The following is a 25,018-nucleotide window of genomic DNA, read 5'->3' as shown; positions in this document are numbered from 1 at the left end:
GATCTTAGCCGGATTGCGCAGTTGCACGCCAGAAACTAAAAGCCCCCCGGTTTTGAGGCCGGAGGGCTGATAGATGATGCGGTTAAGCCTTACTCGTCGAGGAAGGAGCGCAGGTGCTCGCTTCTCGTCGGGTGGCGCAGCTTGCGCAGTGCTTTGGCTTCGATCTGACGAATACGCTCACGCGTTACATCGAACTGCTTACCGACTTCCTCAAGGGTGTGGTCGGTATTCATGTCGATGCCGAAACGCATGCGCAGTACCTTGGCTTCACGTGCTGTGAGGCCGGCGAGTACTTCGCGGGTGGCTTCTTTGAGACTTTCCACGGTCGCCACATCAATTGGCGATTGCATGGTGGCGTCTTCAATGAAATCGCCCAGATGCGAATCTTCGTCGTCACCAATCGGTGTTTCCATGGAGATCGGCTCTTTAGCGATCTTCAATACCTTGCGGATTTTGTCCTCAGGCATTTCCATGCGTTCGCCCAGCTCTTCCGGCGTCGGTTCACGACCCATCTCTTGCAACATCTGGCGCGAGATACGGTTGAGCTTGTTGATCGTCTCGATCATGTGCACAGGAATACGGATAGTCCGCGCCTGGTCAGCAATGGAGCGAGTGATCGCCTGACGAATCCACCAAGTGGCGTAGGTCGAAAACTTGTAACCGCGGCGGTATTCGAACTTGTCTACCGCTTTCATCAAACCGATGTTGCCTTCCTGGATCAGGTCGAGGAACTGCAAGCCACGGTTGGTGTACTTCTTGGCGATCGAGATAACCAGACGCAGGTTGGCCTCGACCATTTCTTTCTTGGCGCGACGAGCCTTGGCTTCACCGATCGACATGCGACGGTTGATGTCCTTGATCTCGGCCAGGGTGAGTTCACACTCTTCCTGCAGGGCAATCAGCTTCTGTTGGCAACGCTGAATATCAGCTTCGCGCTCGCCAATGGCTTCGGCGTATTTCGCCTTGCCTTTGGCCAGTCCGGCTGCCCAGGTCTCGTCAATTTCATTGCCTGGGAACAGGCGCAGGAAATCTGTACGAGGCATGCGAGCATCACGGACGCAGATTTGCATGATTGCGCGCTCTTGGCCGCGCAAACGGTCAAGTGCACCACGCAGACGAACAACCAGTGCTTCGTATTGCTTGGGCACGAGTTTGATCGGCATGAACAGCGTAGCCAGTTCTTTCAGCTCGGCGTTCGCCTGCTTACTGCCACGGCCATGCTTTTTCAGCGCTTGCTTGGCAATGTCGAGTTGCTCGCCGATAGCCGTGAAGCGGCGCAGTGCCTCTTCCGGATCCGGGCCGCCATCGCCTTCTTCTTCGTCTTCGCTATCGTCTGCGTCGTCATCGTCATTGTCGTCATCAGCCGCACCTTCCTTCGCAGGGATGGGTGCTGGAGCTTCTGCGGCAGGCGCGATGCCATCGTCCGGGTCGATATAGCCATTCAAGACTTCGACCAGACGCCCACCTTCGGTGGTAACGCGGTTGTATTCGGCAAGAATACTCTCGACGGTGCCAGGAAAATGAGCGATAGCGCCCATGACTTCCCGGATGCCTTCCTCTATGCGTTTAGCGATTTCGATCTCGCCTTCGCGGGTAAGCAATTCGACAGTACCCATTTCCCGCATGTACATGCGCACCGGGTCGGTGGTGCGACCGATATCGGTCTCAACGGCTGCGAGTGCTGCTGCGGCTTCTTCTGCTGCAGCTTCATCGGTATCCGCTTCCGCCAACAACAGGGCGTCAGCATCCGGAGCACTCTCGAATACGTTGATCCCCATGTCGTTAATCATGCGGATGATGTCTTCCACCTGTTCCGGATCGGAAATATCTTCCGGCAGGTGGTCATTGACCTCCGCGTAAGTCAGGTAACCCTGCTCACGACCACGGCTGATCAATTCTTTCAAACGAGATTGCTGTTGCGCTTTTACGGACATAACACCCTATCCACTGAAGGTCTTGGCGGGCTAAAAACAAGCCGCGGATTATACCCGAGAAACTCCCTCACGCGCCAGTTGGGCTTAGAATTACTGGCGAGGTTGTGCGGTTTAACAGGTTGCGCAGTTGATCTTTCTCCTCTGCGCTCAATTCACTCTGGCGCGCTTTAAGCAGTAAATGTTCCAAACTGCGTTCGCGTTGGCGGGCTACAAGTGTAGTTATAGTGTCGAAAAACTGTTGTTCAAGGTTATCGGCTGAAATCAACCATTCCTTTTCTGCCAAAGCCTGCAATAAACGGCCTTGTTCGGTGCCGTGCCAGCGCGCAATCAGTTGCAGCGGGCTGAGCTGGGCGTTCTTCTGCAGGGCGCCGAGCAGGGCGACCAGCAATTGCGCATAGGTGTCGTCTTCTGCAGCGAAATGGCTGACATCGTCGACTTTATGCGCCAATTCTGGATGATGCAGCAGGGTTCTCAAGGCGCTCAGGCGCGGTGATTCAACGCTGACGGCAGTGCGGGGCTGGCGAGGTTGAAAGTCGTCACGGCCCTTTTTGCTCCACTTGCCATCCTGCTTTTTCCAGGCGCCTTTGTCTTTGTTGCCGGCTTTGAAGTTTTGTTCAAAAGCGGGCTGCGCAGGCATTGGCTCGTATTCAGTATAGCTGGGCGCCATGTCATGGTAGGCGCTGTCTGGAATATCGAAGTGTTCGTTGGGTGCGCTGCTGGAATGAATGGGGGCGCTGGGTGTTGAATTGTTGGTGGGGCTCAGCTGGCTCATGGCTTCGCTGTTGAGTCCGGTGATCTCGGTCAGGCGCTGGCGCATCAGGATGCGCAGGTTATTGCCCGGGATTTTGTCGATCAGCGGTGCGGCGAGAGTGACTAAATGCGCTTTGCCCTCGAGGGAGCGCGGGTCGGCCTCGTCGCTCAACTGCTGGAAGAAATAGTCGGCCAGTGGCTGTGCGTGCTGATTGATACGGGCGCGGAAAGCATCGGTGCCTTCGCTGCGCACCAGTGTGTCCGGGTCTTCGCCGTCTGGCAGAAACAGAAAGCGCGCACGCAGCCCGTCTTTTAGGTTGGGCAGGGTCGCTTCCAGTGCTCGCCATGCAGCCTTGCGGCCTGCGCCATCACCGTCGAAGCAGAACAGCACGCTGGGAACCAGGCGAAACAGACGTTTCAGGTGCTCTTCGCTGGTGGCGGTGCCCAGTGTTGCGACGGCGTTGCGCAAGCCTTCTTGGGCGAGGGCGATGACGTCCATGTAGCCTTCAACGACCATGATCTCGTCGAGATCGCGATTGCTCTTGCGGGCTTCGAATAGTCCGTAGAGTTCCTGGCCTTTATGAAATACCGGTGTTTCCGGCGAGTTCAGGTACTTGGGTTTGTCATCGCCGAGTACCCGGCCACCAAATGCGATCACGCGGCCACGGCTGTCGCGAATCGGGAAAATTACCCGGTCGCGGAAGCGGTCGTAGCGTTTGCCGGTCTCAGTGTTCTCGACTAGCAGGCCGGCGTCGATCATGGCTTTGATCTGCAGGCTGTCGCCGCCCAGATGCTTGTGCAGGTTATCCCAGCCAGGCGGAGCGAAACCCAGGCCAAAGTCGCGGGCGATCTCGCCGGACAAGCCGCGGCCTTTCAGGTAGTCGACGGCGGCGCGGCGCTGCGGGTGGCTCTTGAGTGCTTGCCGGTAATAGTCGGCGGCGGCAGTCAGGAGCGGATACAGCGGCGAGTCGGTGGGCTGGCGTGGCTTGTTGCTGCGTGCGCCTTCCTCGCGCGGCACTTCCATGCCGGCGCTCTTGGCCAGATCCTCGATCGCCTGGGGAAAGTCCAGTTGATCGTGATCCATGAGGAAGCCGAGCGCATTACCGCCCGCGCCACAGCCAAAGCAGTAGTAAAACTGTTTGTCCGGGCTGACGCTGAATGATGGGGTCTTTTCTTTATGAAAAGGGCAGCAGGCGGTGTAGTTCTTGCCGGTTTTCTTTAGTTGAACGCGTGAGCTGACCACGTCGACAATGTCGGTGCGGTTGAGCAAGTCATCAATAAAAGACTGAGGGATCAGGCCGGCCATAGGCACCCAGAATACTGCCGCATCACGCAGCGTTGCTGTTAACTGGAAAGCAAAAAACTCCGAACATCACCCAACGGTGTGCGGAGTATCGGTATTCTACGATGTGTGCAGGCTTAAATAGCAAAACCCGGCCTAGGCCGGGCAATGCTCACTGCGGCGACGTGCTGTACGGTATTAGTACAGACGAACGCTGCGGCGCTGCTCGCGCTGAACTTTCTTGGCGTGACGCTTAACAGCAGCAGCTGCTTTGCGCTTACGCTCTGAAGTCGGCTTTTCGTAGAATTCGCGGCTGCGAACTTCAGCCAGAACACCGGCTTTTTCACAGGAGCGTTTGAAGCGACGCAGGGCTACGTCGAAGGGTTCATTCTCTTTAACTTTGACGGCTGGCATCCAGGTCGTACCTTCGTTTAATTCCGTGGGTAACGTACTTCTAGCCTTGGCTCTGAAGAACGTTGGTTTTCAAGGGTTGCGGATATTACCGCTTCATCGCGGCGAATGCAAAGCCTCTGATCGAAAAGCTCTGGTCGACGCACGGTCACGGCTATTATTATGCCTGCCTTTATTAGTAAACCCCACCTCAATCAAGGCTTTATCAATGCTGGTTCTGGGCTTAGAAACGTCGTGCGATGAAACCGGTGTCGCGCTTTATCACAGTGAACGCGGCCTGTTGGCGGATGCGCTGTTCAGTCAGATCGACCTGCACCGTGTCTACGGCGGGGTCGTGCCTGAACTGGCTTCGCGTGACCACGTAAAGCGCATGCTGCCGCTGATCCGCGAGGTGTTGGCGACAGCCGGTTGCACGGCAGATCAGATTGATGCGGTGGCCTACACGGCGGGTCCTGGTCTGGTTGGAGCCTTGCTGGTCGGGGCTTCTTGCGCCCAGGCGATGGCATTCGCCTGGGGTGTTCCGGCGCTGGGTGTGCACCACATGGAGGGGCACTTGCTGGCCCCCATGCTGGAGGAAAATCCACCGGCCTTCCCGTTCGTCGCTTTGTTGGTGTCCGGAGGCCACACGCAGCTGGTTCGGGTAGATGGTATTGGCCAATACAGTTTGCTGGGTGAGTCGCTCGACGATGCTGCCGGCGAGGCATTTGATAAAACTGCAAAGCTGATGGGGCTCGATTATCCGGGTGGCCCGGAAATCGCCAGGCTGGCTGAGCGCGGAACACCGGGGCGTTTCGTGTTCCCGCGACCGATGACGGATCGTCCAGGGCTTGAGTTCAGTTTTAGCGGCCTCAAGACCTTCACCCTGAATACGTGGCAGAAGTGCCGTGACGAAGGCGATGACTCTGAGCAGACCCGTTGTGACATCGCGCTGGCGTTCCAGCATGCGGTGGTGCAAACCCTGACCATCAAGTGCCGTCGCGCGCTGAAGCAGACGGGTCTGAAGAATCTGGTGATTGCTGGCGGCGTCAGCGCCAACAGTGATTTGCGCCAGTCGCTCGGCGAGATGCTTAGCGAGTTTAATGGGCAGGTGTTCTATGCGCGGCCGAAGTTCTGTACCGATAACGGCGCGATGATCGCCTACGCGGGCTGTCAGCGCTTAAAGGCTGGCCAGCATGACGGTTTGGGTATTGCCGTGCAGGCGCGTTGGCCGATGGACAGCTTGCCGGCTATTTGAGCGGTCAGCTCTGCTGGGCGTTTGATCGCGGTTGATTAGAAATGCCGTTCGCGACCTGCGAACAGATCTCGCAGGTTGCTGCGGTGGCGCCACACGATCAGGCCGCTGAGTACCGACACCGGCATCAACACAGTTGGGTGCAGCCACGCCAGCAAGGGTATGGTCAGTGGCACCGAGATCAGTGAGGCCAGCGAGCTGGTTCGGGTCAGGCGAAAAGTAGTCACCCAGGCGGCTATCGCCAACAGTGCCGCGATCGGAGATAAACCCAGCAACATGCCCGCCGCTGTGGCGACACCTTTGCCGCCACGAAAGCGAAAGTAGAGGGGAAACAGGTGGCCGATTACGGCTGCCAGACCAATCCAGGCTTGTTGTTGCAAATTGAAGCCGGCCAGATTGGCGATGACGACCGGAACCAGCCCTTTGCTGATATCGCCCAGCAGCGTGAGTACGGCCAGCCGCTTGCCGGCTACCCGCATAACGTTACTCGCCCCCGGATTACCCGAGCCAAAACCCCGGGGGTCGGGCGTGCCAGCTCGCATGCTGAGCAAGATGGCGAAGGACAAAGAACCCATCAGGTAGGCGAGAAACGCCAGTAGCCAAAACATGGTACCCATTCCATGGCAGGTGTTCGGCGATTCTAGCAGGCGTTTGAAGATAACGGCGAGTCGGTCTTTTTGCCCGCGCAAGCCGCTGCGCAGGTTAAACTGACGGCCTTCGATTGCAGCGAGGCAATTGAGTCGTTCCCGGTTAACCGCCAGGGCGAAAAGTTGCCAGGGATTGTCGGGCTGATATGCATGCGAGCGTGCCGTGTGACATGCTGCATGTCGATTATTGAGATGGTGTTTGGAGAGCGGGTTTGGACACAGTTTTTGTCAGCGGCCTTGAGGTCGACACAGTGATCGGTGCGTACGACTGGGAGCGCACAATTCGTCAGTGTCTGCGCCTGGATCTGACCCTGGGTTGGGATATTCGTCCGGCAGCGGCTGGCGATGACCTGAACAAGGCGCTGGATTACGCCAAGCTCTCCGAGCGCGTGCAGGCATTCGCCAGTGAGTCGTCCTTTATTCTGGTCGAGACCTTTGCCGAGCGCCTCGCGCAGTTGCTGATGGACGAGTTTCAAGTGCCCTGGTTACGCCTGCGCTTGACCAAGCCGGGTGCGGTTGCCGCCGCGAGTGGCGGAGTTGGCGTGGAGATTGAGCGCGGATGTCGCTGACCCGGGTTTACCTTGGCCTCGGTAGCAATATCGAGCGCGAAGTTCATCTGCAGGCCGGGCTCGATGCGCTGGCGGAAATGCTCACAGACATGCGCTGTTCAGCCGTGTTTGAAAGCGCGCCTGTGGGGATCAAGAGCGGACCGTTTTTCAATCTCGTAGTGACCGGGCTGTGTGAGCTGGAATTGCATGAGCTTGATCGCCGGCTGAAATTCATCGAAGCCGATAACGGCCGTTATGCGCCAGATCGGGTGGGATTGCCGCTGGATATCGACGTGCTGTTATTCAGTGATCGGGTCGGTAATTTTCAGGGGCTCGAGTTGCCGCGCGCTGAAATCCTGAAGAACGCCTTTGTACTCTGGCCGCTCGCGCTGTTGGCTCCCGAAACGGTGCATCCGGGCGTGCAGCGCAGTTTCGCCGACTTGTGGCAGGCGGCAACGATCAATCAGCAGTTGCGCCCGGTCAGTTTTCAGTGGCGTGGCGTCGAGCTGACGCCTGCCGACTTGCTCGCCTCGCCCGACCGTTAATCGGCGGCAGGCTTGGCGCTCTGCTTGTAGGCGACGAGTGCTTGCAAGCGGGCAGCCTTGAGCGCAGCGCCCAGCTCAGGCCCTTTAAAGCCTTGTTCCAGCAGCGGCTGCACTGCAACTTCACGTGCCGCCTGCATGGCGCCCCGCAAGTAATCGGCTTGTGGATATGCGCGCGTCTCCAGTCCTGTTCTGCCGCGGGCGTCCATTTCGCAGGCGCTGATGAACTCCTCAAAACGTTGCGGTCTCCGGTACACATCGAAGCTTTGTAGCAGCTCGAGCAGTGTCGATGGTTTCAGCTCCAGCGCGCGATGGCCGTGTGTGTGGTATTCGCCAACCAGTAGCGCCAGTTCCTGACAGTCCTTGGGGGCTTTACAGCGCTGATTGACTGCCTTGATCAGTCGCAGGCCTTTTTGCTCATGGGCAATGTGGCGGGGCCATTCGGATTCGGGCGTGAGGCCCTTGCCAACATCGTGCAGCAGGCAGGCCCAGCGCACGGTTAGCGGTAACAGATGTTCGGCGCTTTGGCGCAACACCGCCAATACGTGCAAGCCGGTGTCTATTTCCGGATGGTGCGCCGGCGGTTGTGGAACGCCGAACAGGGCATCGACCTCTGGCAAGAGCGCGTGCAGAGCGTTGCAGTCGTGCAGCACCTGGATGAATACATCCGGGCGCGGCTCCATCAGCGCACGAGAAATTTCGCTCCAGCTGCGCTCTGCGGTCAGGGCGGCAAGCTCGCCCGAGTCACTCAGCTCACGCATCAGCGCGTAGGTTTCGTCGGCAATGATAAAACCCAATGGTGCGTAGCGCGCCGCAAATCGGGCGACGCGCAGTACGCGCAATGGGTCTTCGGCAAACGCGGGCGAAACGTGGCGCAGCACCTTCGCTTCAAGGTCGCGCTGGCCGCCGTAAGGGTCGATGATCGTGCCGTCATCGGCCTCGGCCATTGCATTGATGGTCAGGTCGCGGCGGATCAAGTCCTGTTCCAGTGTGACGTCGGGGCTGGCGAAGAAGGTGAAGCCGCCATAGCCACGGCCGCTTTTGCGTTCGGTGCGGGCGAGGGCGTATTCCTCGCCGGTTTTGGGGTGCAGAAAGACCGGAAAGTCCGCGCCAACAGGGCGGTATCCCAGTTCAAGCATTTGCTCGGCGGTAGCGCCCACGACGACGCGGTCGATATCTTTCGACGCAATGTTCAACAAGCGATCACGCACCACACCGCCGACTTTGTAAATCTGCATAGCACCCATCTGCAAAATTGCCTCTGTTAACGCAGAGGATAACGGTTACGCGGGCTGGAGGGAAAAGGCTGTGCTGAATAAGGCGCGAGCCCCGCGAGGTGCAGTCTGGTCGCGGGGCTGGCTAGGGGAGATTAGATCGGTGGGATGACCAGGTCGAGTCGGGGAAACTCGCCTTCACGTTCGGGTTCATTTTTCGGCGGTACATGTTGGCTGTTGACCAACTTGTCGCCTTGCCAGATTTCCAGATGCACATCAAAGCCCCATAAACGGTGCAGGTGCTTGAGTACTTCTTCGGTCGAGCTGCCCAGCGGTTTACGGTCGTGCTGCTGATGGCGCAAGGTCAGCGAGCGGTCGCCACGCCGGTCGACACTCCAGATTTGTACGTTGGGCTCGCGGTTGCCAAGGTTGTACTGCGCAGCCAGCAGCTCGCGGATGGTTTTATAGCCAGGTTCGTCGTGGATCGCGGGGACCAGTAAATCATCCTTCTGGTCGTCATCAAGAATGCTGAACAGCTTCAGATCGCGGATCACTTTGGGCGAGAGGTACTGCAGTATGAAGCTCTCATCCTTGAAGCTGTGCATGGCGAATTTCAGGGTCGATAACCAGTCAGATCCGGCGATATCCGGGAACCAGGCGCGATCTTCGTCGGTTGGGTTTTCACACATCCGGCGTATGTCGCTGTACATGGCAAAACCCAGTGTGTAGGGGTTTATGCCGCTGTAATACGGGCTGTCGAAGCCTGGCTGGTAGATCACGCTGGTGTGAGCTTGCAGAAACTCCATCATGAAACCATCGGTGACCAGCCCTTCGTTGTAAAGGTCGTTGGTGAGGGTGTAATGCCAGAACGTCGCCCAGCCTTCATTCATCACCTGCGTTTGGCGCTGTGGATAAAAATATTGCGCGACCTTGCGCACGATGCGGATGATCTCGCGCTGCCACGGCTCCAGTAATGGCGCGTGTTTTTCGAGGAAATACAGGATGTTTTCCTGAGGCTCGGACGGGAAGCGCTGAGCGTCCTGCTCGCCGCCCTTGCTCGCGCCTTTGGGAATGGTGCGCCACAAGTCATTGATCTGCTGCTGTAGGTGCTCTTCGCGCTCTTTCTGGCGGCGGCGTTCTTCCTCGGCAGAAATAGGGTAGGGCCGCTTGTAACGGTCTACGCCGTAGTTCATCAGGGCGTGGCATGAGTCGAGCAAGTCCTCGACGGCATCAATGCCGTGGCGCTCCTCGCATTGCATGATGTACTGCTTGGCGAACACCAGATAATCGATGATAGAGCTGGCATCGGTCCAGGTCTGGAACAGGTAATTACCCTTGAAGAAGCTGTTATGCCCGTAGCAGGCGTGAGCAATTACCAGGGCCTGCATACACATGGTGTTTTCTTCCATGAGGTAGGCGATGCAGGGGTCGGAGTTGATCACAATTTCATAGGCGAGGCCCATCTGGCCGCGCTTGTAGTTCTTTTCGGTGCTCAGGAAGTGTTTGCCGTAAGACCAGTGGTGATAGCCCAGCGGCATGCCCACAGAGGCGTAGGCGTCCATCATTTGCTCGGCGGTAATCACCTCGATCTGATTGGGATAGGTGTCCAGCGCATAGCGTTCGGCGATGCGGGCAATCTCGCGGTCGTAGCTGCGGATCAGCTCGAACGTCCACTCTGAAGTGGTCGAGATCGGCTGGCGTTTCTTGTCGCGTACGCTGCCTTCGGGTTGGGTCATGTCGTAAGCCTCCGCTGAAACAGTTCGCGGAATACCGGGTAAATATCGCCGGCTGAGACTAGTTGTTGCTGGGCAAAGGTGTCGGCGAACGCTTCGGCCACTTGCTCATATTCAAACCATAGCGCCTGATGTTCGCGCGGCGTGATCTCGACATAAGTGAAGTACTGCACGAACGGCATTATCTGGTTGATCAATATATCCCGGCACACAGGGGAATCGTCATTCCAGTTGTCGCCATCCGAGGCTTGAGCGGCATAGATATTCCACTCATTCACCGGATAACGCTCGGCCATGATCTCCTGCATCATTTTCAGCGCGCTGGAGACAATGGTGCCGCCGGTCTCGCGGGAGTAGAAGAACTCCTCCTCATCGACTTCCTTGGCACTGGTGTGGTGACGGATGAACACCACTTCGATCTTGTCGTAATTACGCTTGAGAAACAGGTAGAGCAGAATGAAGAAGCGCTTGGCAACGTCTTTGGTGGCTTGCGTCATTGAGCCGGAAACGTCCATCAGGCAGAACATCACCGCTTTTGAGCTCGGGTTGGGGTGTTTGACCAGCAAGTTGTATTTGAGGTCGAAGGTGTCGAGAAACGGCACCCGGTTAATGCGGATATGCAGCTTGCTGATTTCCTCTTCAAGCGCCTGTATATCGCCGAAGTTGTCGGGCTCCTCGCGCTTGAGCCGATCAAGTTCGAGCATGGCCTCCTTGAGCTTTTTGCGGCTGCTGCCAGAGAGCGCGATGCGCCGGGCATGAGCGGAACGCAGCGTGCGCAGTATGTTGATTCGGGAAGGGTTGCCTTCGCTGCTGATACCCGCGCGCACGGTCTTGAACGTGTCGGTGCCGGTCAGGTGACGCTTAACCAGATTGGGCAGCTCGAGATCCTCGAACATGAAGTCGAGAAACTCTTCCTGAGTGATCTGGAAGACGAACTCGTCCATGCCCTCGCCACTGTTGCTCGCCTTGCCGCTGCCTTGGCCGCCGCCACCCCCGCCTTGCGGGCGCGGGATATGGTCGCCGCCGCTGAATTCCTTGTTGCCTGGATGAACAATGGTCTGGCGGCCTCCGCGGCCATGGTGAAGCACGGGCTCGTCGATGTCGCGGCCAGGAATACTGATTTGCTCGCCGTGCTCCATGTCGGTAATCGAGCGGCGGCTGACAGCCTCTTCAACTGCCTTTTTGATATGACCACGGTAACGCCGTAAAAAACGCTGACGATTTACCGTGCTCTTGTTCTTGCCGTTAAGGCGACGGTCAATCACATAGCTCATAGGCCCCTCCGGGGAGCTTCAAGCGGCAAGCTGCGAGCGAGGACGAGCGTGTCGCCCTCGCTCTTGCGCAGTCATCACCGGGTGGCTTGAGGCTGCATTACTGCGATTTACGAACCCGCAGATACCATTCAGACAACAGCCGAACCTGTTTGTCGGTATAGCCGCGCTCGACCATGCGAGTGACGAAGTCGTTGTGTTTTTGCTGGTCCTCTTTGCTGGCCTTGGCGTTGAAACTGATGACCGGAAGCAGGTCTTCGGTGTTGGAGAACATCTTCTTCTCGATCACGACGCGCAGTTTCTCGTAGCTGAGCCAGGTTGGGTTCTTGCCATTGTTGTTGGCCCGCGCACGCAACACAAAGTTGACGATCTCGTTGCGGAAATCCTTGGGGTTGCTGATGCCGGCCGGCTTCTCGATTTTCTCCAGCTCTTCGTTGAGCGCTACGCGGTTGAGGATCTCGCCGGTCTCCGGGTCTCGGTATTCCTGATCCTGAATCCAGAAGTCGGCGTACAGCACATAGCGGTCGAAAATGTTCTGACCGTACTCGCTGTAAGACTCTAGATAAGCGGTCTGGATTTCCTTGCCGATAAATTCGATGTAGCGCGGCGCCAGGTATTCCTTGATAAAGCGCAGATAACGCTCGCGGGTCTCTGCCGGGAACTGCTCCTGCTCAATCTGCTGTTCAAGCACATACAGCAGGTGCACCGGGTTGGCGGCAACTTCGTGAGGGTCGAAGTTGAACACCTTGGACAGAATTTTGAAGGCGAAGCGAGTCGACAGGCCGTTCATGCCTTCATCGACGCCTGCCGTGTCCCGGTATTCCTGAATCGACTTGGCTTTCGGGTCGGTGTCTTTGAGGTTTTCACCGTCGTAGACGCGCATTTTCGAATAGATATTCGAGTTCTCAGGCTCTTTGAGCCGCGACAGCACCGAGAACTGCGCGAGCATTTTCAGGGTGTCTGGCGCGCAATGGGCGTTAGCCAGTGAGCTGTTGAGCAGCAGCTTGTCGTAAATCTTGATCTCATCGCTGACGCGCAAGCAATAAGGCACCTTGACGATGTAGATCCGGTCAATGAACGCCTCGTTGTTCTTGTTGTTACGGAAACTGTGCCATTCAGATTCGTTGGAGTGCGCCAGCAAAATCCCGTTGTAAGGGATCGCGCCGAGGCCTTCGGTGCTGTTGTAGTTGCCTTCCTGAGTCGCGGTGAGTAGCGGGTGCAGGACCTTGATCGGCGCCTTGAACATCTCGACGAATTCCATCAGACCCTGGTTGGCCCGGCACAGAGCGCCTGAATAGCTGTAGGCGTCCGCGTCGTTCTGCGGGAATTCTTCCAGCTTGCGGATATCAACCTTGCCGACCAGTGCCGAGATGTCCTGGTTGTTTTCATCGCCGGGCTCGGTTTTAGCCACGGCAATCTGCCGCAGAATCGAGGGGTAGAGTTTGACCACGCGGAACTGGCTGATGTCGCCGCCATACTCGCTCAGGCGCTTGGTGGCCCATGGCGACATGATGCTGCCCAGGTAGCGCCGCGAAATACCGTATTCCTCTTCCAGAATGGCGCCGTCTTCGGCATCGCTGAACAGGCCGAGTGGCGACTCGAAAACCGGTGAATCCTTGATCGCGTAGAACGGCACTTTTTCCATCAGGTGCTTGAGCTTTTCAGCCAGCGAGGACTTGCCGCCGCCGACCGGGCCCAGCAGATAGAGGATCTGTTTCTTTTCTTCGAGCCCTTGGGCGGCGTGGCGGAAGTAGGACACGATCTGATCGATGCACTCTTCCATGCCGTGGAAGTCGGCGAAAGCCGGATAGCGGCGGATCACCTTGTTCGAGAAGATTCGAGAGAGCCTGGGGTTGGCTGCCGTGTCGAGCAGCTCGGGCTCGCCTATTGCCAGTAACAACCGTTCAGCTGCCGAGGCATAAGCACTGCGATCCTGTTTGCACAGTTCGAGATATTCCTGCAGGGAATACTCTTCCTGGCGGGTCGCTTCGAAACGTTGTTGGAAGTGACTGAAAATGCTCATGACTTCACCTCGCTCGATGCAAAAGAGTTAGCAGGGATCGGTCGAACGGGCACGGATGGACGGCTGAGAAGTCAACCTAGGTAAATCCCCCGAAACACCTAAAAGTCGTACCGATGGCCCGGCTGCCGGCTTGCCGGCTCTACCTTTTTGGATGGCCTGAGATAAAGGATAGTTCGGAATTTGCGAGGGCAAGGCGATATGCGCAAATAGCTTGGCGCAGGAAGCCAGAAAGTGCGCGCAAGGCCCGATATGGCGGGCCTTGGCAGATTTAAAAAATTATTCGTCGGGGCTCTGGCGCGTGTCTTCAGGGTAAGTGGCGCGCCACAGCTCGAAGCCGCCATCAAGGCTGTAAACGTCAGTAAAACCCTGGCCAATCAGATAGGCAGCAGCGCTTTGGCTGGAGTTGCCGTGATAGCAGGAAACGATCAGCGGATGATCGAGATCGGCTTTGGCAATAAAGTCGACCAGCGAGTGGTTATCCAGGTGGTGCGAGCCGGCGATATGGCCCATGTCGAAACTCTGCGGGTCGCGGATATCGACTACCACGGCGCCCTGCTGGCGAAGTGCTTGAGCCTGCTCGGGGGAAATTCGTTTGAAGTCGCTCATGCGGAGTCCTCATTGCAGTTGCAGCGGTGCATTTCGCCGCTGTCGATGTTCATCAGCGTCATGGCCGCGCCCCAGACGCAGCCGGTGTCCAGGGCAAATACGTTGGGCTCGGTGCAGTTGCCCTCAAGTGCCGCCCAGTGGCCGAAAATGATCTTCACATCACGGGTCTTGCGGCTCGGGTGGCTGAACCAGGGGGCAAAACCACTGGGTGCCGTATCCAGGCCTTCCTTGCTGACGAGGTCGAGCGTACCGTCGGCTTTGCAAAAGCGCATGCGGGTGAAGTAGTTGGTGATAACGCGCAGGCGCTTGATGCCTTTCAGGTCGCCATCCCAGCAATCGGGCTGGTTGCCGTACATGCCATCGAGAAACACGGGCAGTCGGTTAGGGTCGCGCAGCACCTCTTCGACCTCTGCAGCGCGCTTGAGCGCCTTCTCCAGTGTCCATTGCGGAGCAATACCGGCATGCACCATGGCCATGTTGCGCTCGGCGTCGTAGTGCATGAGTTTCTGCTGACGCAGCCAGTCGAGCAGCTCGTCCCGATCCGGCGCATCGAGAATGTCCTGCAGCGTATCGTTCTTTTTCAGACGCTCGACGTTATGCGCAACCGCCAGCAAGTGCAGGTCATGATTCCCCAACACGCAGGTGACTGAGTCGCGCATCGCGTAGAGAAAACGCAGAGTGTCGAGCGAATCCGGGCCGCGGTTTATCAGGTCACCGACCAGCCACAGCCGATCAACTTCCGGGTCGAACTTTACTCGCTCAAGCAAGCATTGCAGGGGTTTCAGGCAACCTTGCAGGTCGCCGACAGCATAGGTGGTCATCTCAGTGCAGTGATCCTGGTACGGCTAAGCGGAAGGGTGCAATCGGTGCGTCGAAGTTCGCGCCATCTTCGCTGATCATCTTGTAGCTGCCCTGCATCGTGCCGACGCGCGTGGCCATTACGGTGCCGCTGCTGTAGGTGTAAGTCTCGCCTTGGGCAATCAGCGGCTGTTGGCCGATAACGCCGGCGCCACGGACTTCCTGCACCTTGCCGTTGCCGTCGGTGATTACCCAGTGACGCGATAGCAGCTTGGCTGGCAACTCACCGTTGTTGGTGATGCTGACGGTGTAGGCGAAGGCAAAGCGCTCCTGCTCGGGCTGGGATTGCTCGGGTAGGAAGCGGGTTACGACGCTAACGTCGACCTGGTAGCGTGGATCAGACATAGGGATGACTCGCAAATTAGGGATCAGTGATCCGTCTCGGCACTGGCGACTGGTTGCTCGGCCAATTTATCAGCCAGGCGCACAAATGCAGCCAAGTCCAGTTGTTCGGGGCGCAGGCTGCCGTCAACGCCTGCGGCTTCGATCTCGCTAGCCGGCAACAGGGCTTTGAGCGTGTTGCGCAGGGTTTTGCGGCGCTGGTTGAAGGCTTCGCGTACCACGCGTTCGAGCAGTTTGTGATCCTTGGCCGGATGCGGCAGTACCTCATGCGGCGTTAGGCGCACGATGGCCGAGTCGACCTTAGGCGGCGGATTGAACGCGCCGGGCCCGACGTTGAACAGATGCTCCACGCGGCAGTGGTATTGCACCATGATCGACAAACGGCCCCAATCGCCACCGCCTGGCCCTGCGGCCAGACGCTCGACCACTTCTTTTTGCAGCATGAAGTGCATGTCGCGAATCAGCGAGGCATTGCTCAGCAGGTGAAAAATCAGTGGAGTGGAGATGTTGTAAGGCAGGTTGCCGACCACGCGCAGGCTGTTAGGCGCGGCGTTGAGACGGGCAAAGTCGAACTTGAGCGCATCACCCTGGTTCAGCTTGAAGTTGCTGTGGCTGGCGAACTTGGCGTTGAGAATTGGCACCAGATCTTTATCGAGCTCGATCACATCCAGTTGCGCGCCGCTGCTTAGCAGGCCTTCAGTGAGAGCGCCCTGACCTGGGCCGATTTCCAGCACATGCTCGCCTTCGCGGGCATGGATAGCGCGCAGGATGCGATGGATCACGCCGGCATCATGCAGGAAGTTCTGACCAAAGCGCTTGCGCGCCTTGTGTTGGTATTGTTCAGACATACAGCAGCTCCAAGCTTCAAGCCGCAAGCTTAAAGCGAAAACAAAGAGATGCAGTTTAACAGTGATGGGGCAAAAAGTAGCTGCGTACAGCTGCAATCGTGGCGTTAAGCCTGACTGGCTGCCATGGCGAAGGCATTTTGCAGGGCGACTTGCAGGCTGGCGGTGTCGATATTGCCGCTGCCTGCGAGGTCCAGCGCCGTGCCGTGATCGACCGATGTGCGGATAATCGGCAGACCGAGGGTGATATTGACCGCGGCGCCAAAGCCTTTGAACTTGAGCACGGGCAAGCCCTGATCGTGATACATCGCTAAGACGGCGTCGCAATGGTCGAGGTGCTTGGGGGTGAAGAGCGTGTCGGCGGGCAGCGGGCCAATCAGGTTGATGCCCTCAGCGCGCAGTTGCACAAGCGTTGGCTCGATCACGTCGATTTCTTCGTGGCCAAGATGGCCGCCTTCACCGGCGTGCGGATTGAGGCCGCAAACCAGAATTTTCGGCTGGCTGATGCCGAACTTGTCGCGCAAATCGTTGTGCAGAATGCGCGTCACCCGGCTTAAGCGTTCAGGTGTTATGGCATCTGCTACATCTTTGAGCGGCAGGTGTGTGGTCACCAAGGCGACCCGCAAACCGTGGGTCGCGAGCATCATCACGACTTGTTCGGTGTTAGTCAGTTCGGCCAGAAACTCGGTATGGCCGGAAAAGCTTACGCCGCCTTCGTTGATGACGCCTTTATGCACCGGCGCGGTAATCATCCCGGCGAAATGCCCGTCCATACAGCCTTGGCCCGCACGGGTCAGGGTTTCAAGGACATAAGCAGCGTTTGCAGGGTTGAGCTGGCCAGCGGTAACGGGCGCGCCGAGCGGGGTGTCCCACACGTATTGGCTGCCAGCAGGCGCCGGTTGCTCGGGAAACGTGTCGGGGGTGACGCTGATGAGCTGGATATTCAGGCCCAGCAGCTCTGCGCGCTGGGCGAGCAGGGCGCAGCTGGCAATCGCGATGATTGGTTGCGCCTGTTGCTCGCGGGCCAGCAGCAGGCATAGGTCTGGACCTATACCTGCGGGCTCGCCCGGTGTGAGGGCAAAGGGTTTGCTGCTCACAGCTTGGTTTCTACGTAGGCCTCGTCGCGGATCTGACGCAGCCAGGTTTGCAGTTCTTCGTCGTACTTACGGTTACGCAGGATGTTCATCGCTTGCTGCTCGCGGAACTTCTCGCTGTTGTCCGTGGCGCGACGGCCCATAACCTGCAGAATGTGCCAGCCAAAACTGGTTCTGAATGGCTTGGACACTTCACCGCTCGGCGTGCTGTTCATTACCGCCTGGAACTCTGGAACCAGTACCTTCGGGTCGATCCAGTTCAGCGAGCCGCCATTAAGAGCAGAGCCTGGGTCTTCCGAGAAGTTTTTCGCCAGTTCGGCAAAGTCTTCGCCTGCGGCAATACGGTCATACAGACGCTGGGCCAGACGCTGGCTTTCGGCATCGCTGCGGATTTCGCTGGGCTTGATCAGGATATGGCGAACATTAACTTCTTCGCTGACCTGAGCACCGCCGCCACGTTTTTCTTGCAGCTTGATGATGATAAAACCACCTGGCGTACGTACAGGCTCGGTCACCTCACCTGCCGACATCGTGCTGAGCATGGTGTCGAATGGCGGCGGCAGCTGACCGGCTTTACGCCAGCCCATTTCGCCGCCTTCCAGCGCGCTTTCACTCGCCGAGCGGGCAATCGCCATCTGGGCGAAATCGGCGCCTTGCTTGAGCTGGCTGTAAATATCTTGAGCCTGCTTGGCTGCAGTCTGGATCGCGTCCGAAGAAGCGCCTTCCTGAACCGGAATCAGGATGTTGGCCAGGCGATATTCTTCCGAAAGCTGCATCTTGCCCAAGTCGGAGGCGAGGAAGTTCTTCACTTCCTGATCGCTCACCTGAATACGCTCACCCACGCGGCGCTGGCGCACGCGGCTGATGATCATTTCGCGGCGTACCTGATCGCGGGCATCTTCATAAGACAGGCCGTCACGGGTCAGGGCTGCCTTGAACTGAGCAGGGGTCATGTTGTTGCGCTGGGCAATCGTACCGATTGCCTGATTGAGTTCTTCGTCGCCGATACGAATACCGGAGCGCTCACCAATCTGCAGCTGCAGGTTTTCCAGAATCAGGCGCTCGAGCACCTGATTTTGCAGGACGTCATCAGGCGGCACGGCCGCACCGCGCTTGGCGATGGTTTGCTGAACTTCACGCAGGCGTGAGTTGAGCTGGCTTTGCATGATGACATCGTTGTCCACGATGGCGACGACCCGGTCCAGCGGCTGAACTTCAGCGTGTGCCATAGAGCCAATAAGTACTGCGCCCAGCATCAGGGGGCGCAGGCAATCAGAAAGCTTCATCTTCACGTTTACGATAACCTTGAATGCCGTTATTCAGGAACGAACTTGCGGATTTACCAGTAACGCCGCCGAGGCCTTTAAGCGTTACTTCCAGGAAGATCCCGCGATCAGGATCGTCGTTCAAGTCTGGGTTGAGGCTGACTTCGTCGTAGTTGATCCAGTAACGATCGATTACGCGTACTTTCCAGCAGCAGCTGTCGTACTCAAGGCCGCCAAAGGCTTCCAGTGTACGGTTGCGGCCGTAGTCATACTGCCAGCGTGAGATCAGACTCCATTGCTGAACGATCGGCCAGACCACCGAGAAGTCGTGCTGGCTGATCTTGTAGTAATCCTTGATGTAGTTGGCGCTGCCAGGAACACCGTAATCGCCGCCGCCGACAACCCACTGACCAGTGCTCTGGTCGTAGCGGACGGTGTCGTTGCGATAGCGATAACCGGCGTTGATGATCTTGCCCGGATTATCTTCAGGCTGATAATGGAACATGGTGCTGCCGGAGCGGGTTCTGCGAGCATCCGGATCCCAGTTGAAGTCCGAGTCCAGGCGCCAGTCGCGGTTGAACCTGTACGAGTGCTCAAGTGCAATCGGTGACACCGAGGACTGCGCATCGGCGCGGGTTTTGTAATCGATACCTGGCAGCTGAACCTTACGGTCTTCGAAGTAAACGGCCTGGCCGATGCTCAAGCGCTGACGCTCAAAGCCGTTGTCTTCGATCCAGCGGTTGGTTACGCCAAACGAGAGTTTGTTCTCGTCACCGATCCGGTCTTTACCACTGAAGCGATTTTCGCGAAACAGCGAGTTGTAGCTGAAGGTGGTTTCGCTGGTGTCGAATACCGGAATGTCGTCTTGATCTTCCTCAGGCACATACAGGTAGTACATGCGCGGCTCGAGCGTCTGGCGGAAGTTTGTGCCGAACCACTGGGTGTCGCGGTCGAAGTACAGGCCGCTGTCGACACTGAACATGCCAACGCCACGATCAGGGGCATCGTCAAATGAGCCTGCGCCTCCGGCGAGTTGCGCTTTGCCGATAGAGTCCAGATCAAGGTCATAGTTGGTGTACAGGTACTTCAACTGCGGTTTGACGAAGCCCCAGCTCCAGTCGAGCGGCAGGCTGACAGCCGGCTCGAGGTGCATACGAGTACCGTTCGCACGCGCAAGGCCGGTCACGTTGTTGTCGTACCAAGGCTGTTCTGCGACGCCATCTTCATTGATGTAGTCGCCGCTGCGCAGATCCCGGTCAAAGCGAACCAGTTCAGCGCCATAGCTCATGTTCAGACCCGAAGGCTGAAACGGCAACTGGCCATCAATTGTGATCTGCGGAAGGCGATCGTATGGGGTGATGTCGGTGATATTCGCCAGCTCATAGGCGTGAGCATTGAGCTTCGCGACGTAGGAGTCGCCGCGATAGGTCAGGGTGCCGCGCTGGTTGATAAAGTCCGGCGTATCAATACCCAGATCGGTGTCCAGATCTTGGAAGTAGTACGGGTCGCTGATGTCTGTGTAATCGACTTCAGCTGTCAGGCGTGAGTTCAGGCCTTCCTTGTGCTGCCAGCTGTACAACCAGCGAGTGTCCTTGGAGTCGGATTGCAGGTCGCGATCGTCATTCTTGTCATTCAGAATGGCCGCGCCGACCTGGCCTTCGCCGGTTTTGCTCAGGTAGCGGAACTCGCCTTCCAGATGCAGGCCACGGTCACCCATGTACGTCGGGTAAAGCGTGGCGTCATAGTTGGGCGCAAGGTTGAAGTAGTAAGGCGTTTCCAGCGTCAGGCCGTTACTGCTCGATGAGCTGATTGACGGCGTCAGGAAACCTGACTGGCGACGATCGTCGATCGGGAAGTAAATATACGGCGTGTAGAACACCGGGAAGTCTTTGACGCGCAAGGTCACGTTGGTCGCCGAACCAAAGCCAGTCACCGGGTTGAGAGTGATGTTGTTACCCTTCAGGTGCCAGTCGTTGCTGTTCGGTTCGCAGCGGGTGAAAGTGCCGTCTTTGAGGCGAATAATCGAGGTCTGCTCACGTTTTGCATAGAGTGCATTACCGCGCGCCTGACCTTCGTGCATCACATATTCGGCGTTATCAATCTGCGCTTCACCGTTATCCAGCTGCAGCTCAGCATGATCGCCAACAATCAGCGCGCCTTTGTCGCGCAAGCGCACGTTGCCATCGAGTACGCCGCGATTCTCGGCTTGCAGCAGGCTGGCTTCATTGGCCTCAACCTGCATGCTCGATTGGCGAAGAACAACATCACCCGCCAGGGTCGCTTTCTGAGTCTCTTGCTCGTAACGCGACGCTTTCGCCGAGACGAACAGCGGCGCTTCGTTCATTGGCGTGGTGTCATCCATGCCTGGGCGTTCGGGCTCAACGTAAGCACCGGAACAATATGGCGCTGTCTCGGCAAGCTGCTCCGGTGTCAACTTTTCGCGCGGAACCCAGTCAAGATGGCTATAGTCGGCGCTGCGAGAGGCCAGACCCAAGCCTTGCGCTTCGGTAACCTGCTTGGTCGTGTTGAGCTTTTTCGCCGGCTTGCTGCTCGTTGCGGCAACTGCAGCACCGGCTGCGACCGGAGCGGCAACATTGGTTGCGCTGGTCTCAGCCTCAGGTGTACTGCGAGCAGGGCGCGCCGGTAATTCGACGTTGCTGGTCTTGGGCGCACACGCCCAGCCACCGCTCGGAGAAACGCCGCAGTCGAACTGTTCGGCTGCAACAACAAATTGACTCGCCATAGGTTGAAGAGCCAACAGGCTACCTGTGACGAGAAGTGGGAATTTTTTACGTACCGCGGGAGTTTTAACTGCCATCTTGTTTTTCCGGGCTTCCTGCGTGTCATATGCCCGGAGGCTACACGCCTCTCGATGGGCTTTAAAAGATGCTGGATAATAAAGCATGACCCGCGCAACGGCTAGCGCCGTCGGAGACCCTTAGTGATGTATGAAAACGATGAACGCCTGCAACTCCTTGATAATTGGCTTAATCAGGTGCTGCCAAAACTATTTTCAGAGCAGGGTTGGGGCGCTGTTCCGGACGCCACATTAACCTCTGCGAGCAGCGATGCGAGCTTTCGCCGCTATTTTCGCTGGCAAGGCGCCGGGCGCACTTTGATTGTCATGGATGCGCCGCCACCGCAGGAAGATTGCCGGCCATTTGTGAAAATGGCGGCCCTGCTGGCGACTGCTGAACTCAATGTGCCGAAAATTTTGGCCGAAGATTTACAGCAAGGTTTTTTGTTGCTTAACGATCTGGGCAGCAAAACGTATCTGGATGTGATTGATGCTGGCAATGCAGACGCCTTGTTCGCTGATGCCATCGACGCACTGCTGGCATTGCAAAAGCTGCCAATGGACACTCCCTTGCCGAGCTACGACGAGGCGTTGCTGCTGCGTGAGCTGCAACTGTTTCCTGAGTGGTATGTGCAGCGGCATATGGGCATCACCTTCAGTGCCGAGCAACAGGCCAAATGGCAACGGGTCTGTGGGCTGCTGATAAGCAGTGCGCTTGATCAGCCAAAGGTGCTGGTCCATCGCGATTTTATGCCGCGCAATCTGATGATCAGCGAGCCCAATCCGGGCGTGCTTGATTTTCAGGATGCGGTGTATGGGCCAGTCACCTATGACGTGACATGCCTGTTCAAGGATGCCTTCCTCAGTTGGCCGGAGCCGCAAGTGCACGCCTGGCTTGAAGGCTATTGGCAGCAGGCGCGGGCAGCCGGTTTGCCGGTGCAGCCGGACTTCAACCAGTTTATGCGCGCCAGCGATCTGATGGGCGTGCAGCGTCACCTCAAGGTCATTGGAATCTTCGCGCGCATTTGTCATCGCGATGGCAAGCCCAAGTATCTGGCGGATGTGCCGCGTTTCTTCGCCTATATAGCTGCAGTGCTTGCGCGTCGGCCCGAACTTGCCGAGTTGGCTGAGCTGATCGAAGAGTTGCAGGGCGTGGCGGGTGAGCAGGCATGAAAGCCATGATTCTGGCCGCGGGCAAGGGTGAGCGGTTGCGTCCGTTGACCTTGCATACGCCTAAACCGCTGGTTCGCGCTGCGGGTGTGCCGCTGATCGAGTACCACATTCGTGCGCTAGCCGCCGCTGGCTTCACTGAACTGGTAATTAACCATGCCTGGCTGGGTGCCCAGATCGAGGCGTACTTGGGGGATGGTGAACAGTTCGGCGTCAGCATCGTCTACTCCGCTGAAGGTGAGCCGCTGGAAACCGGCGGCGGCATATTCCGTGCGTTGCCGCTGCTGGGTGATCAACCGTTTCTGGTGGTCAATGGCGATATCTTCACTGACTATCCATTTGCCGAACTGCGCAAAGCCCATGAGGGTCTCGCGCACTTGGTATTGGTCGACAATCCGGCTCATCACCAGACGGGTGACTTCTGCCTGAGTGAAGGCTTGCTGACGGATGCTCCTGCATCGGCCAATACGACTGCTGATCGCTACACCTACAGTGGGATCGCGGTGCTTGATCCGGCCTTATTCAAGAACTGCACAGCGGGCGCTTTCAAGCTTGCGCCCTTGTTGCGCGAAGCCATGAGTCGCGGGCAGGTCAGTGGTGAGTTGCATAAAGGTTGCTGGGTCGATGTCGGCACTTTCGAGCGGCTGGCTGAGGTTGAGCAACTACTGGCGGCGGAGGCTTGAATTGATCTTCCCGATTACCGCAATCGGCGCGCTGGCGGGGTTCGCAGCAGCGAGTATTCCGGGCGCGCTGCTGGGCGGTTTGCTGGGCCAGATCATCGACCGTCGTTTGCGATTGGCGAGCTGGTCGGCTCTGCTCGAGCGTTTTCAGCGCCCGGCCATAGCCGATGATCCCTACGTGTTATTCGTCATGCTGGGCCGAATGGCCAAGTGCGAAGGGCGGGTGCTCGATGCGCATATTCAGCAGGCGCGGGCGGAGATGCGTCGTCTGGGTTTCGATGAGCCAAGTCGAATGCGTGCGATCGAGGCCTTTGCTCGCGGTAAAACAGGCACGGACAGCCTGCGCTCCCCGCTGCAGCGTCAGCGCGGCAATGCCGATAGCCTGCTGCGCGCCTGTTGGCGCATGGCCTGGGCGGACGGTCGCATTAGCCGACCCGAGCGCGAACTGATAATGCTTTGGGGTAAATGGTTAGGCGTGCCGGCTGCCGAGCAGGAAGCCATTAGCGCCAATTATGCACCCAAGGCGGCAACTCAGCCTCTGGCTAGTGGTGGTTATCCGGGCGCCTTGCGCGTTATCGGCGTCAGCGATGACAGTGATCCGGCGCAGATTAAACGTGCTTACCGGCTGCTGCTCAGCAAGCACCACCCCGACAAACTTGCCGGTCGTGGTGCCAGTGCCGAGCAAGTTCGCGAAGCTACCGAGAAGACCCGCGAATTGCATCAGGCTTACCGCGTTATTCGCCAGCGCCGCGGCTTTTAGTTAATCAGCACTCCGGCAATCGCTGCTATTTCTCCAACCAGCCGCGGACACGCCGGTAGAGTTGCTCCTGCTCATCATGCAGGTTGCCCGGCAGTGGGCTGAGGGCGATTTGCTCGTAGTTTGACTCAGCTTGGCGCTTGCTGGCCATCAATCGCTCGTGCAGTTGCTTGTTGCGTGCAGCTGTCGAGCGGTAGAACACATCCAGCGTGGCAGTCTTGTTTTCAGTCAGTAAGGCTTCAAGTTGGCTTGAAGCAAATTCTGGCGCTTGCGCTGATATTGCAACTATCCGCTGTATGTCCTTGGCCGGGCGCTCGCTGATATAGCGCGCTGCCCAGTACGCGCCGGTGCCCTGACCCAGCAATGCGATGGTTCGGGGTTTGTGTTGGCGCACATATTCAAGGCTTGCGCCTATTCGCGCAAAGATCCGTTGCTCATGCTGCTTGCGCAGTTCCTCTGCATCCGGCGTGTTCGCAACTTCGGCTGGCGTTCCGGCTTCAGTGCTGGGCTCTGATGGCGTTTCGGCTGCGGCCTCTGCCGGCTGCCCAGCTGCTTTTTCATCTTCAGTTGCTGTCTCGGCTGCGGCGTCAGGGGCTGGCTTTTCTGGTGTCGGCGTGACGATCGGGACTGTGCTGAGTGGGTCAGGAAGCGTCAGGCTAAGCGTATGCCAGCCGTTGTCTGGCAGCTTGCGCCTTAGTGGTCCGACGGTTTGCGGCCAGTCGGCGCTTTCGTTGTCGCCTGGAATCAGAATCACCGCGCCGCGCGGTTGCGCACTGTTGGCTTCGAGCCAGAGCGCCAGAAACTGCTCATCACCCGCCTGCAGGTGTTGCACCTGTTTTGGGTCGACCTGCCGTTCAAGGGCCGTCGCCTCCACTTGGCTGCGCGCGGTCAGTGGCTCGCGAGGCGCGACGGCTTGCTCGCTGGCTTCATTATCCGGCGCGGCGTCCTCAGCAAGGGCGGGCAGGCTGAGCATCAGGCTGAGTCCAATGATGGGCAGGGCTATAGCGGTAGGGCGCAT

The 25,018-nt window shown here is 57.9% G+C and carries 22 protein-coding genes; 6 read left to right on the top strand and 16 right to left on the bottom strand.

The features are described from left to right. Positions 1–89: 89 nt before the first annotated feature. From rpoD to rpsU, 3 genes are all read right to left on the bottom strand, one after another. Positions 90–1,934 carry an RNA polymerase sigma factor RpoD gene (gene rpoD / locus FEZ62_RS00230; RefSeq protein WP_069902598.1) on the bottom strand — a complete coding sequence of 615 codons (1,845 nt, stop codon included), beginning with the start codon at positions 1,932–1,934 and terminating at the stop codon, positions 90–92. 67 nt (positions 1,935–2,001) lie between these two features. Continuing rightward, positions 2,002–3,990 (bottom strand): DNA primase, encoded by a 1,989-nt coding sequence (gene dnaG, locus FEZ62_RS00225; RefSeq protein ID WP_172926434.1) that lies wholly within the window; start codon positions 3,988–3,990, stop codon positions 2,002–2,004. Positions 3,991–4,164: 174 nt separating this feature from the next. Further along, complete coding sequence (rpsU, locus tag FEZ62_RS00220; protein WP_003296736.1) at positions 4,165–4,380, bottom strand: 30S ribosomal protein S21; 216 nt, start codon at positions 4,378–4,380, stop codon at positions 4,165–4,167. A gap of 205 nt (positions 4,381–4,585) precedes the next feature. On the opposite strand from rpsU, the gene tsaD reads away from it, so the two are divergent. Next, positions 4,586–5,611: a tRNA (adenosine(37)-N6)-threonylcarbamoyltransferase complex transferase subunit TsaD gene (gene tsaD, locus FEZ62_RS00215; protein WP_090515431.1), complete on the top strand. Its 1,026-nt coding sequence runs from the start codon at positions 4,586–4,588 to the stop codon at positions 5,609–5,611. Positions 5,612–5,646: 35 nt separating this feature from the next. On the opposite strand, the gene plsY is transcribed toward tsaD, so the two are convergent. Then, positions 5,647–6,216, bottom strand: a complete 570-nt coding sequence (gene plsY / locus FEZ62_RS00210; RefSeq protein ID WP_069902601.1) for a glycerol-3-phosphate 1-O-acyltransferase PlsY — start codon at positions 6,214–6,216, stop codon at positions 5,647–5,649. A 251-nt stretch (positions 6,217–6,467) separates the two neighbouring features. On the opposite strand from plsY, the gene folB reads away from it, so the two are divergent. Next, on the top strand, positions 6,468–6,824 hold the full coding sequence (gene folB, locus FEZ62_RS00205) for a dihydroneopterin aldolase (protein ID WP_090515429.1): 357 nt from the start codon (positions 6,468–6,470) through the stop codon (positions 6,822–6,824). After that, positions 6,815–7,348 carry a 2-amino-4-hydroxy-6-hydroxymethyldihydropteridine diphosphokinase gene (folK, locus tag FEZ62_RS00200; RefSeq protein ID WP_069902603.1) on the top strand — a complete coding sequence of 178 codons (534 nt, stop codon included), beginning with the start codon at positions 6,815–6,817 and terminating at the stop codon, positions 7,346–7,348. The genes folB and folK overlap by 10 nt, the downstream gene beginning before the upstream one ends. Here folK and FEZ62_RS00195 read toward each other — a convergent pair. The 11 genes from FEZ62_RS00195 to FEZ62_RS00145 form a co-directional block, all read right to left on the bottom strand. Continuing rightward, positions 7,345–8,583 (bottom strand): multifunctional CCA addition/repair protein, encoded by a 1,239-nt coding sequence (locus FEZ62_RS00195; RefSeq protein WP_172926433.1) that lies wholly within the window; start codon positions 8,581–8,583, stop codon positions 7,345–7,347. The genes folK and FEZ62_RS00195 overlap by 4 nt on opposite strands. 131 nt (positions 8,584–8,714) lie before the next feature. Continuing rightward, positions 8,715–10,295, bottom strand: a complete 1,581-nt coding sequence (locus FEZ62_RS00190; RefSeq protein ID WP_090515422.1) for a SpoVR family protein — start codon at positions 10,293–10,295, stop codon at positions 8,715–8,717. Beyond that, positions 10,292–11,566, bottom strand: a complete 1,275-nt coding sequence (locus FEZ62_RS00185; protein ID WP_069902606.1) for a YeaH/YhbH family protein — start codon at positions 11,564–11,566, stop codon at positions 10,292–10,294. The genes FEZ62_RS00190 and FEZ62_RS00185 overlap by 4 nt, the downstream gene beginning before the upstream one ends. 97 nt (positions 11,567–11,663) lie before the next feature. Further along, complete coding sequence (locus tag FEZ62_RS00180; protein WP_069902607.1) at positions 11,664–13,586, bottom strand: PrkA family serine protein kinase; 1,923 nt, start codon at positions 13,584–13,586, stop codon at positions 11,664–11,666. Between the two features lie 276 nt (positions 13,587–13,862). Further along, positions 13,863–14,192 carry a thiosulfate sulfurtransferase GlpE gene (glpE, locus tag FEZ62_RS00175; RefSeq protein ID WP_069902608.1) on the bottom strand — a complete coding sequence of 110 codons (330 nt, stop codon included), beginning with the start codon at positions 14,190–14,192 and terminating at the stop codon, positions 13,863–13,865. Then, complete coding sequence (locus FEZ62_RS00170) at positions 14,189–15,013, bottom strand: symmetrical bis(5'-nucleosyl)-tetraphosphatase (RefSeq protein ID WP_172926432.1); 825 nt, start codon at positions 15,011–15,013, stop codon at positions 14,189–14,191. The genes glpE and FEZ62_RS00170 overlap by 4 nt, the downstream gene beginning before the upstream one ends. 1 nt (position 15,014) lies before the next feature. Next, entirely contained in the window at positions 15,015–15,395 is a 381-nt protein-coding gene (apaG, locus tag FEZ62_RS00165; protein WP_069902610.1) for a Co2+/Mg2+ efflux protein ApaG, read from the bottom strand. Between the two features lie 23 nt (positions 15,396–15,418). After that, entirely contained in the window at positions 15,419–16,240 is an 822-nt protein-coding gene (gene rsmA, locus FEZ62_RS00160; protein ID WP_172926431.1) for a 16S rRNA (adenine(1518)-N(6)/adenine(1519)-N(6))-dimethyltransferase RsmA, read from the bottom strand. Positions 16,241–16,344: 104 nt separating this feature from the next. Beyond that, complete coding sequence (gene pdxA, locus FEZ62_RS00155) at positions 16,345–17,334, bottom strand: 4-hydroxythreonine-4-phosphate dehydrogenase PdxA (RefSeq protein ID WP_172926430.1); 990 nt, start codon at positions 17,332–17,334, stop codon at positions 16,345–16,347. Further along, on the bottom strand, positions 17,331–18,623 hold the full coding sequence (locus FEZ62_RS00150) for a peptidylprolyl isomerase (RefSeq protein ID WP_069902613.1): 1,293 nt from the start codon (positions 18,621–18,623) through the stop codon (positions 17,331–17,333). Before FEZ62_RS00150 ends, pdxA begins: the two co-directional genes overlap by 4 nt. Beyond that, entirely contained in the window at positions 18,604–21,414 is a 2,811-nt protein-coding gene (locus FEZ62_RS00145; RefSeq protein ID WP_172926429.1) for an LPS-assembly protein LptD, read from the bottom strand. Before FEZ62_RS00145 ends, FEZ62_RS00150 begins: the two co-directional genes overlap by 20 nt. Positions 21,415–21,540: 126 nt before the next feature. Here FEZ62_RS00145 and FEZ62_RS00140 point away from each other — a divergent pair, with 126 nt between their 5' ends. Genes FEZ62_RS00140 through FEZ62_RS00130 form a run of 3 tightly spaced genes read left to right on the top strand, consistent with a single transcriptional unit; the run spans position 21,541 to position 24,003 of the window. Further along, complete coding sequence (locus tag FEZ62_RS00140) at positions 21,541–22,566, top strand: phosphotransferase (protein ID WP_172926428.1); 1,026 nt, start codon at positions 21,541–21,543, stop codon at positions 22,564–22,566. After that, positions 22,563–23,246 (top strand): N-acetylmuramate alpha-1-phosphate uridylyltransferase MurU, encoded by a 684-nt coding sequence (gene murU, locus FEZ62_RS00135; protein ID WP_172926427.1) that lies wholly within the window; start codon positions 22,563–22,565, stop codon positions 23,244–23,246. The genes FEZ62_RS00140 and murU overlap by 4 nt, the downstream gene beginning before the upstream one ends. A 1-nt stretch (position 23,247) precedes the next feature. After that, positions 23,248–24,003 carry a DnaJ domain-containing protein gene (locus FEZ62_RS00130; protein WP_172926426.1) on the top strand — a complete coding sequence of 252 codons (756 nt, stop codon included), beginning with the start codon at positions 23,248–23,250 and terminating at the stop codon, positions 24,001–24,003. Positions 24,004–24,028: 25 nt separating this feature from the next. Here FEZ62_RS00130 and FEZ62_RS00125 read toward each other — a convergent pair whose 3' ends face one another. Continuing rightward, positions 24,029–25,018 (bottom strand): alpha/beta hydrolase family protein, encoded by a 990-nt coding sequence (locus FEZ62_RS00125; protein ID WP_172926425.1) that lies wholly within the window; start codon positions 25,016–25,018, stop codon positions 24,029–24,031.

The organism is Pseudomonas sp. MS19, assembly GCF_013277615.1.
Lineage (GTDB): Bacteria > Pseudomonadota > Gammaproteobacteria > Pseudomonadales > Pseudomonadaceae > Aquipseudomonas > Aquipseudomonas marincola.
Note: the sequence above shows the minus strand (reverse complement) of the source record. Positions and strands in the feature narration are given on the sequence as shown.

What these genes read in the sequence shown, in the direction of transcription:
- rpoD (WP_069902598.1), bottom strand. Translation starts at nt 1,934, where the DNA reads ATGTCCGTAAAAGCGCAACAGCAATCTCGTTTGAAAGAATTGATCAGC.
- murU (WP_172926427.1), top strand. Translation starts at nt 22,563, where the DNA reads ATGAAAGCCATGATTCTGGCCGCGGGCAAGGGTGAGCGGTTGCGTCCG.
- FEZ62_RS00140 (WP_172926428.1), top strand. Translation starts at nt 21,541, where the DNA reads ATGTATGAAAACGATGAACGCCTGCAACTCCTTGATAATTGGCTTAAT.
- FEZ62_RS00190 (WP_090515422.1), bottom strand. Translation starts at nt 10,295, where the DNA reads ATGACCCAACCCGAAGGCAGCGTACGCGACAAGAAACGCCAGCCGATC.
- glpE (WP_069902608.1), bottom strand. Translation starts at nt 14,192, where the DNA reads ATGAGCGACTTCAAACGAATTTCCCCCGAGCAGGCTCAAGCACTTCGC.
- rsmA (WP_172926431.1), bottom strand. Translation starts at nt 16,240, where the DNA reads ATGTCTGAACAATACCAACACAAGGCGCGCAAGCGCTTTGGTCAGAAC.
- apaG (WP_069902610.1), bottom strand. Translation starts at nt 15,395, where the DNA reads ATGTCTGATCCACGCTACCAGGTCGACGTTAGCGTCGTAACCCGCTTC.
- dnaG (WP_172926434.1), bottom strand. Translation starts at nt 3,990, where the DNA reads ATGGCCGGCCTGATCCCTCAGTCTTTTATTGATGACTTGCTCAACCGC.
- FEZ62_RS00145 (WP_172926429.1), bottom strand. Translation starts at nt 21,414, where the DNA reads ATGGCAGTTAAAACTCCCGCGGTACGTAAAAAATTCCCACTTCTCGTC.
- tsaD (WP_090515431.1), top strand. Translation starts at nt 4,586, where the DNA reads ATGCTGGTTCTGGGCTTAGAAACGTCGTGCGATGAAACCGGTGTCGCG.
- FEZ62_RS00125 (WP_172926425.1), bottom strand. Translation starts at nt 25,018, where the DNA reads ATGCGCCCTACCGCTATAGCCCTGCCCATCATTGGACTCAGCCTGATG.
- FEZ62_RS00185 (WP_069902606.1), bottom strand. Translation starts at nt 11,566, where the DNA reads ATGAGCTATGTGATTGACCGTCGCCTTAACGGCAAGAACAAGAGCACG.
- rpsU (WP_003296736.1), bottom strand. Translation starts at nt 4,380, where the DNA reads ATGCCAGCCGTCAAAGTTAAAGAGAATGAACCCTTCGACGTAGCCCTG.
- folK (WP_069902603.1), top strand. Translation starts at nt 6,815, where the DNA reads ATGTCGCTGACCCGGGTTTACCTTGGCCTCGGTAGCAATATCGAGCGC.
- FEZ62_RS00170 (WP_172926432.1), bottom strand. Translation starts at nt 15,013, where the DNA reads ATGACCACCTATGCTGTCGGCGACCTGCAAGGTTGCCTGAAACCCCTG.
- FEZ62_RS00180 (WP_069902607.1), bottom strand. Translation starts at nt 13,586, where the DNA reads ATGAGCATTTTCAGTCACTTCCAACAACGTTTCGAAGCGACCCGCCAG.
- plsY (WP_069902601.1), bottom strand. Translation starts at nt 6,216, where the DNA reads ATGTTTTGGCTACTGGCGTTTCTCGCCTACCTGATGGGTTCTTTGTCC.
- FEZ62_RS00195 (WP_172926433.1), bottom strand. Translation starts at nt 8,583, where the DNA reads ATGCAGATTTACAAAGTCGGCGGTGTGGTGCGTGATCGCTTGTTGAAC.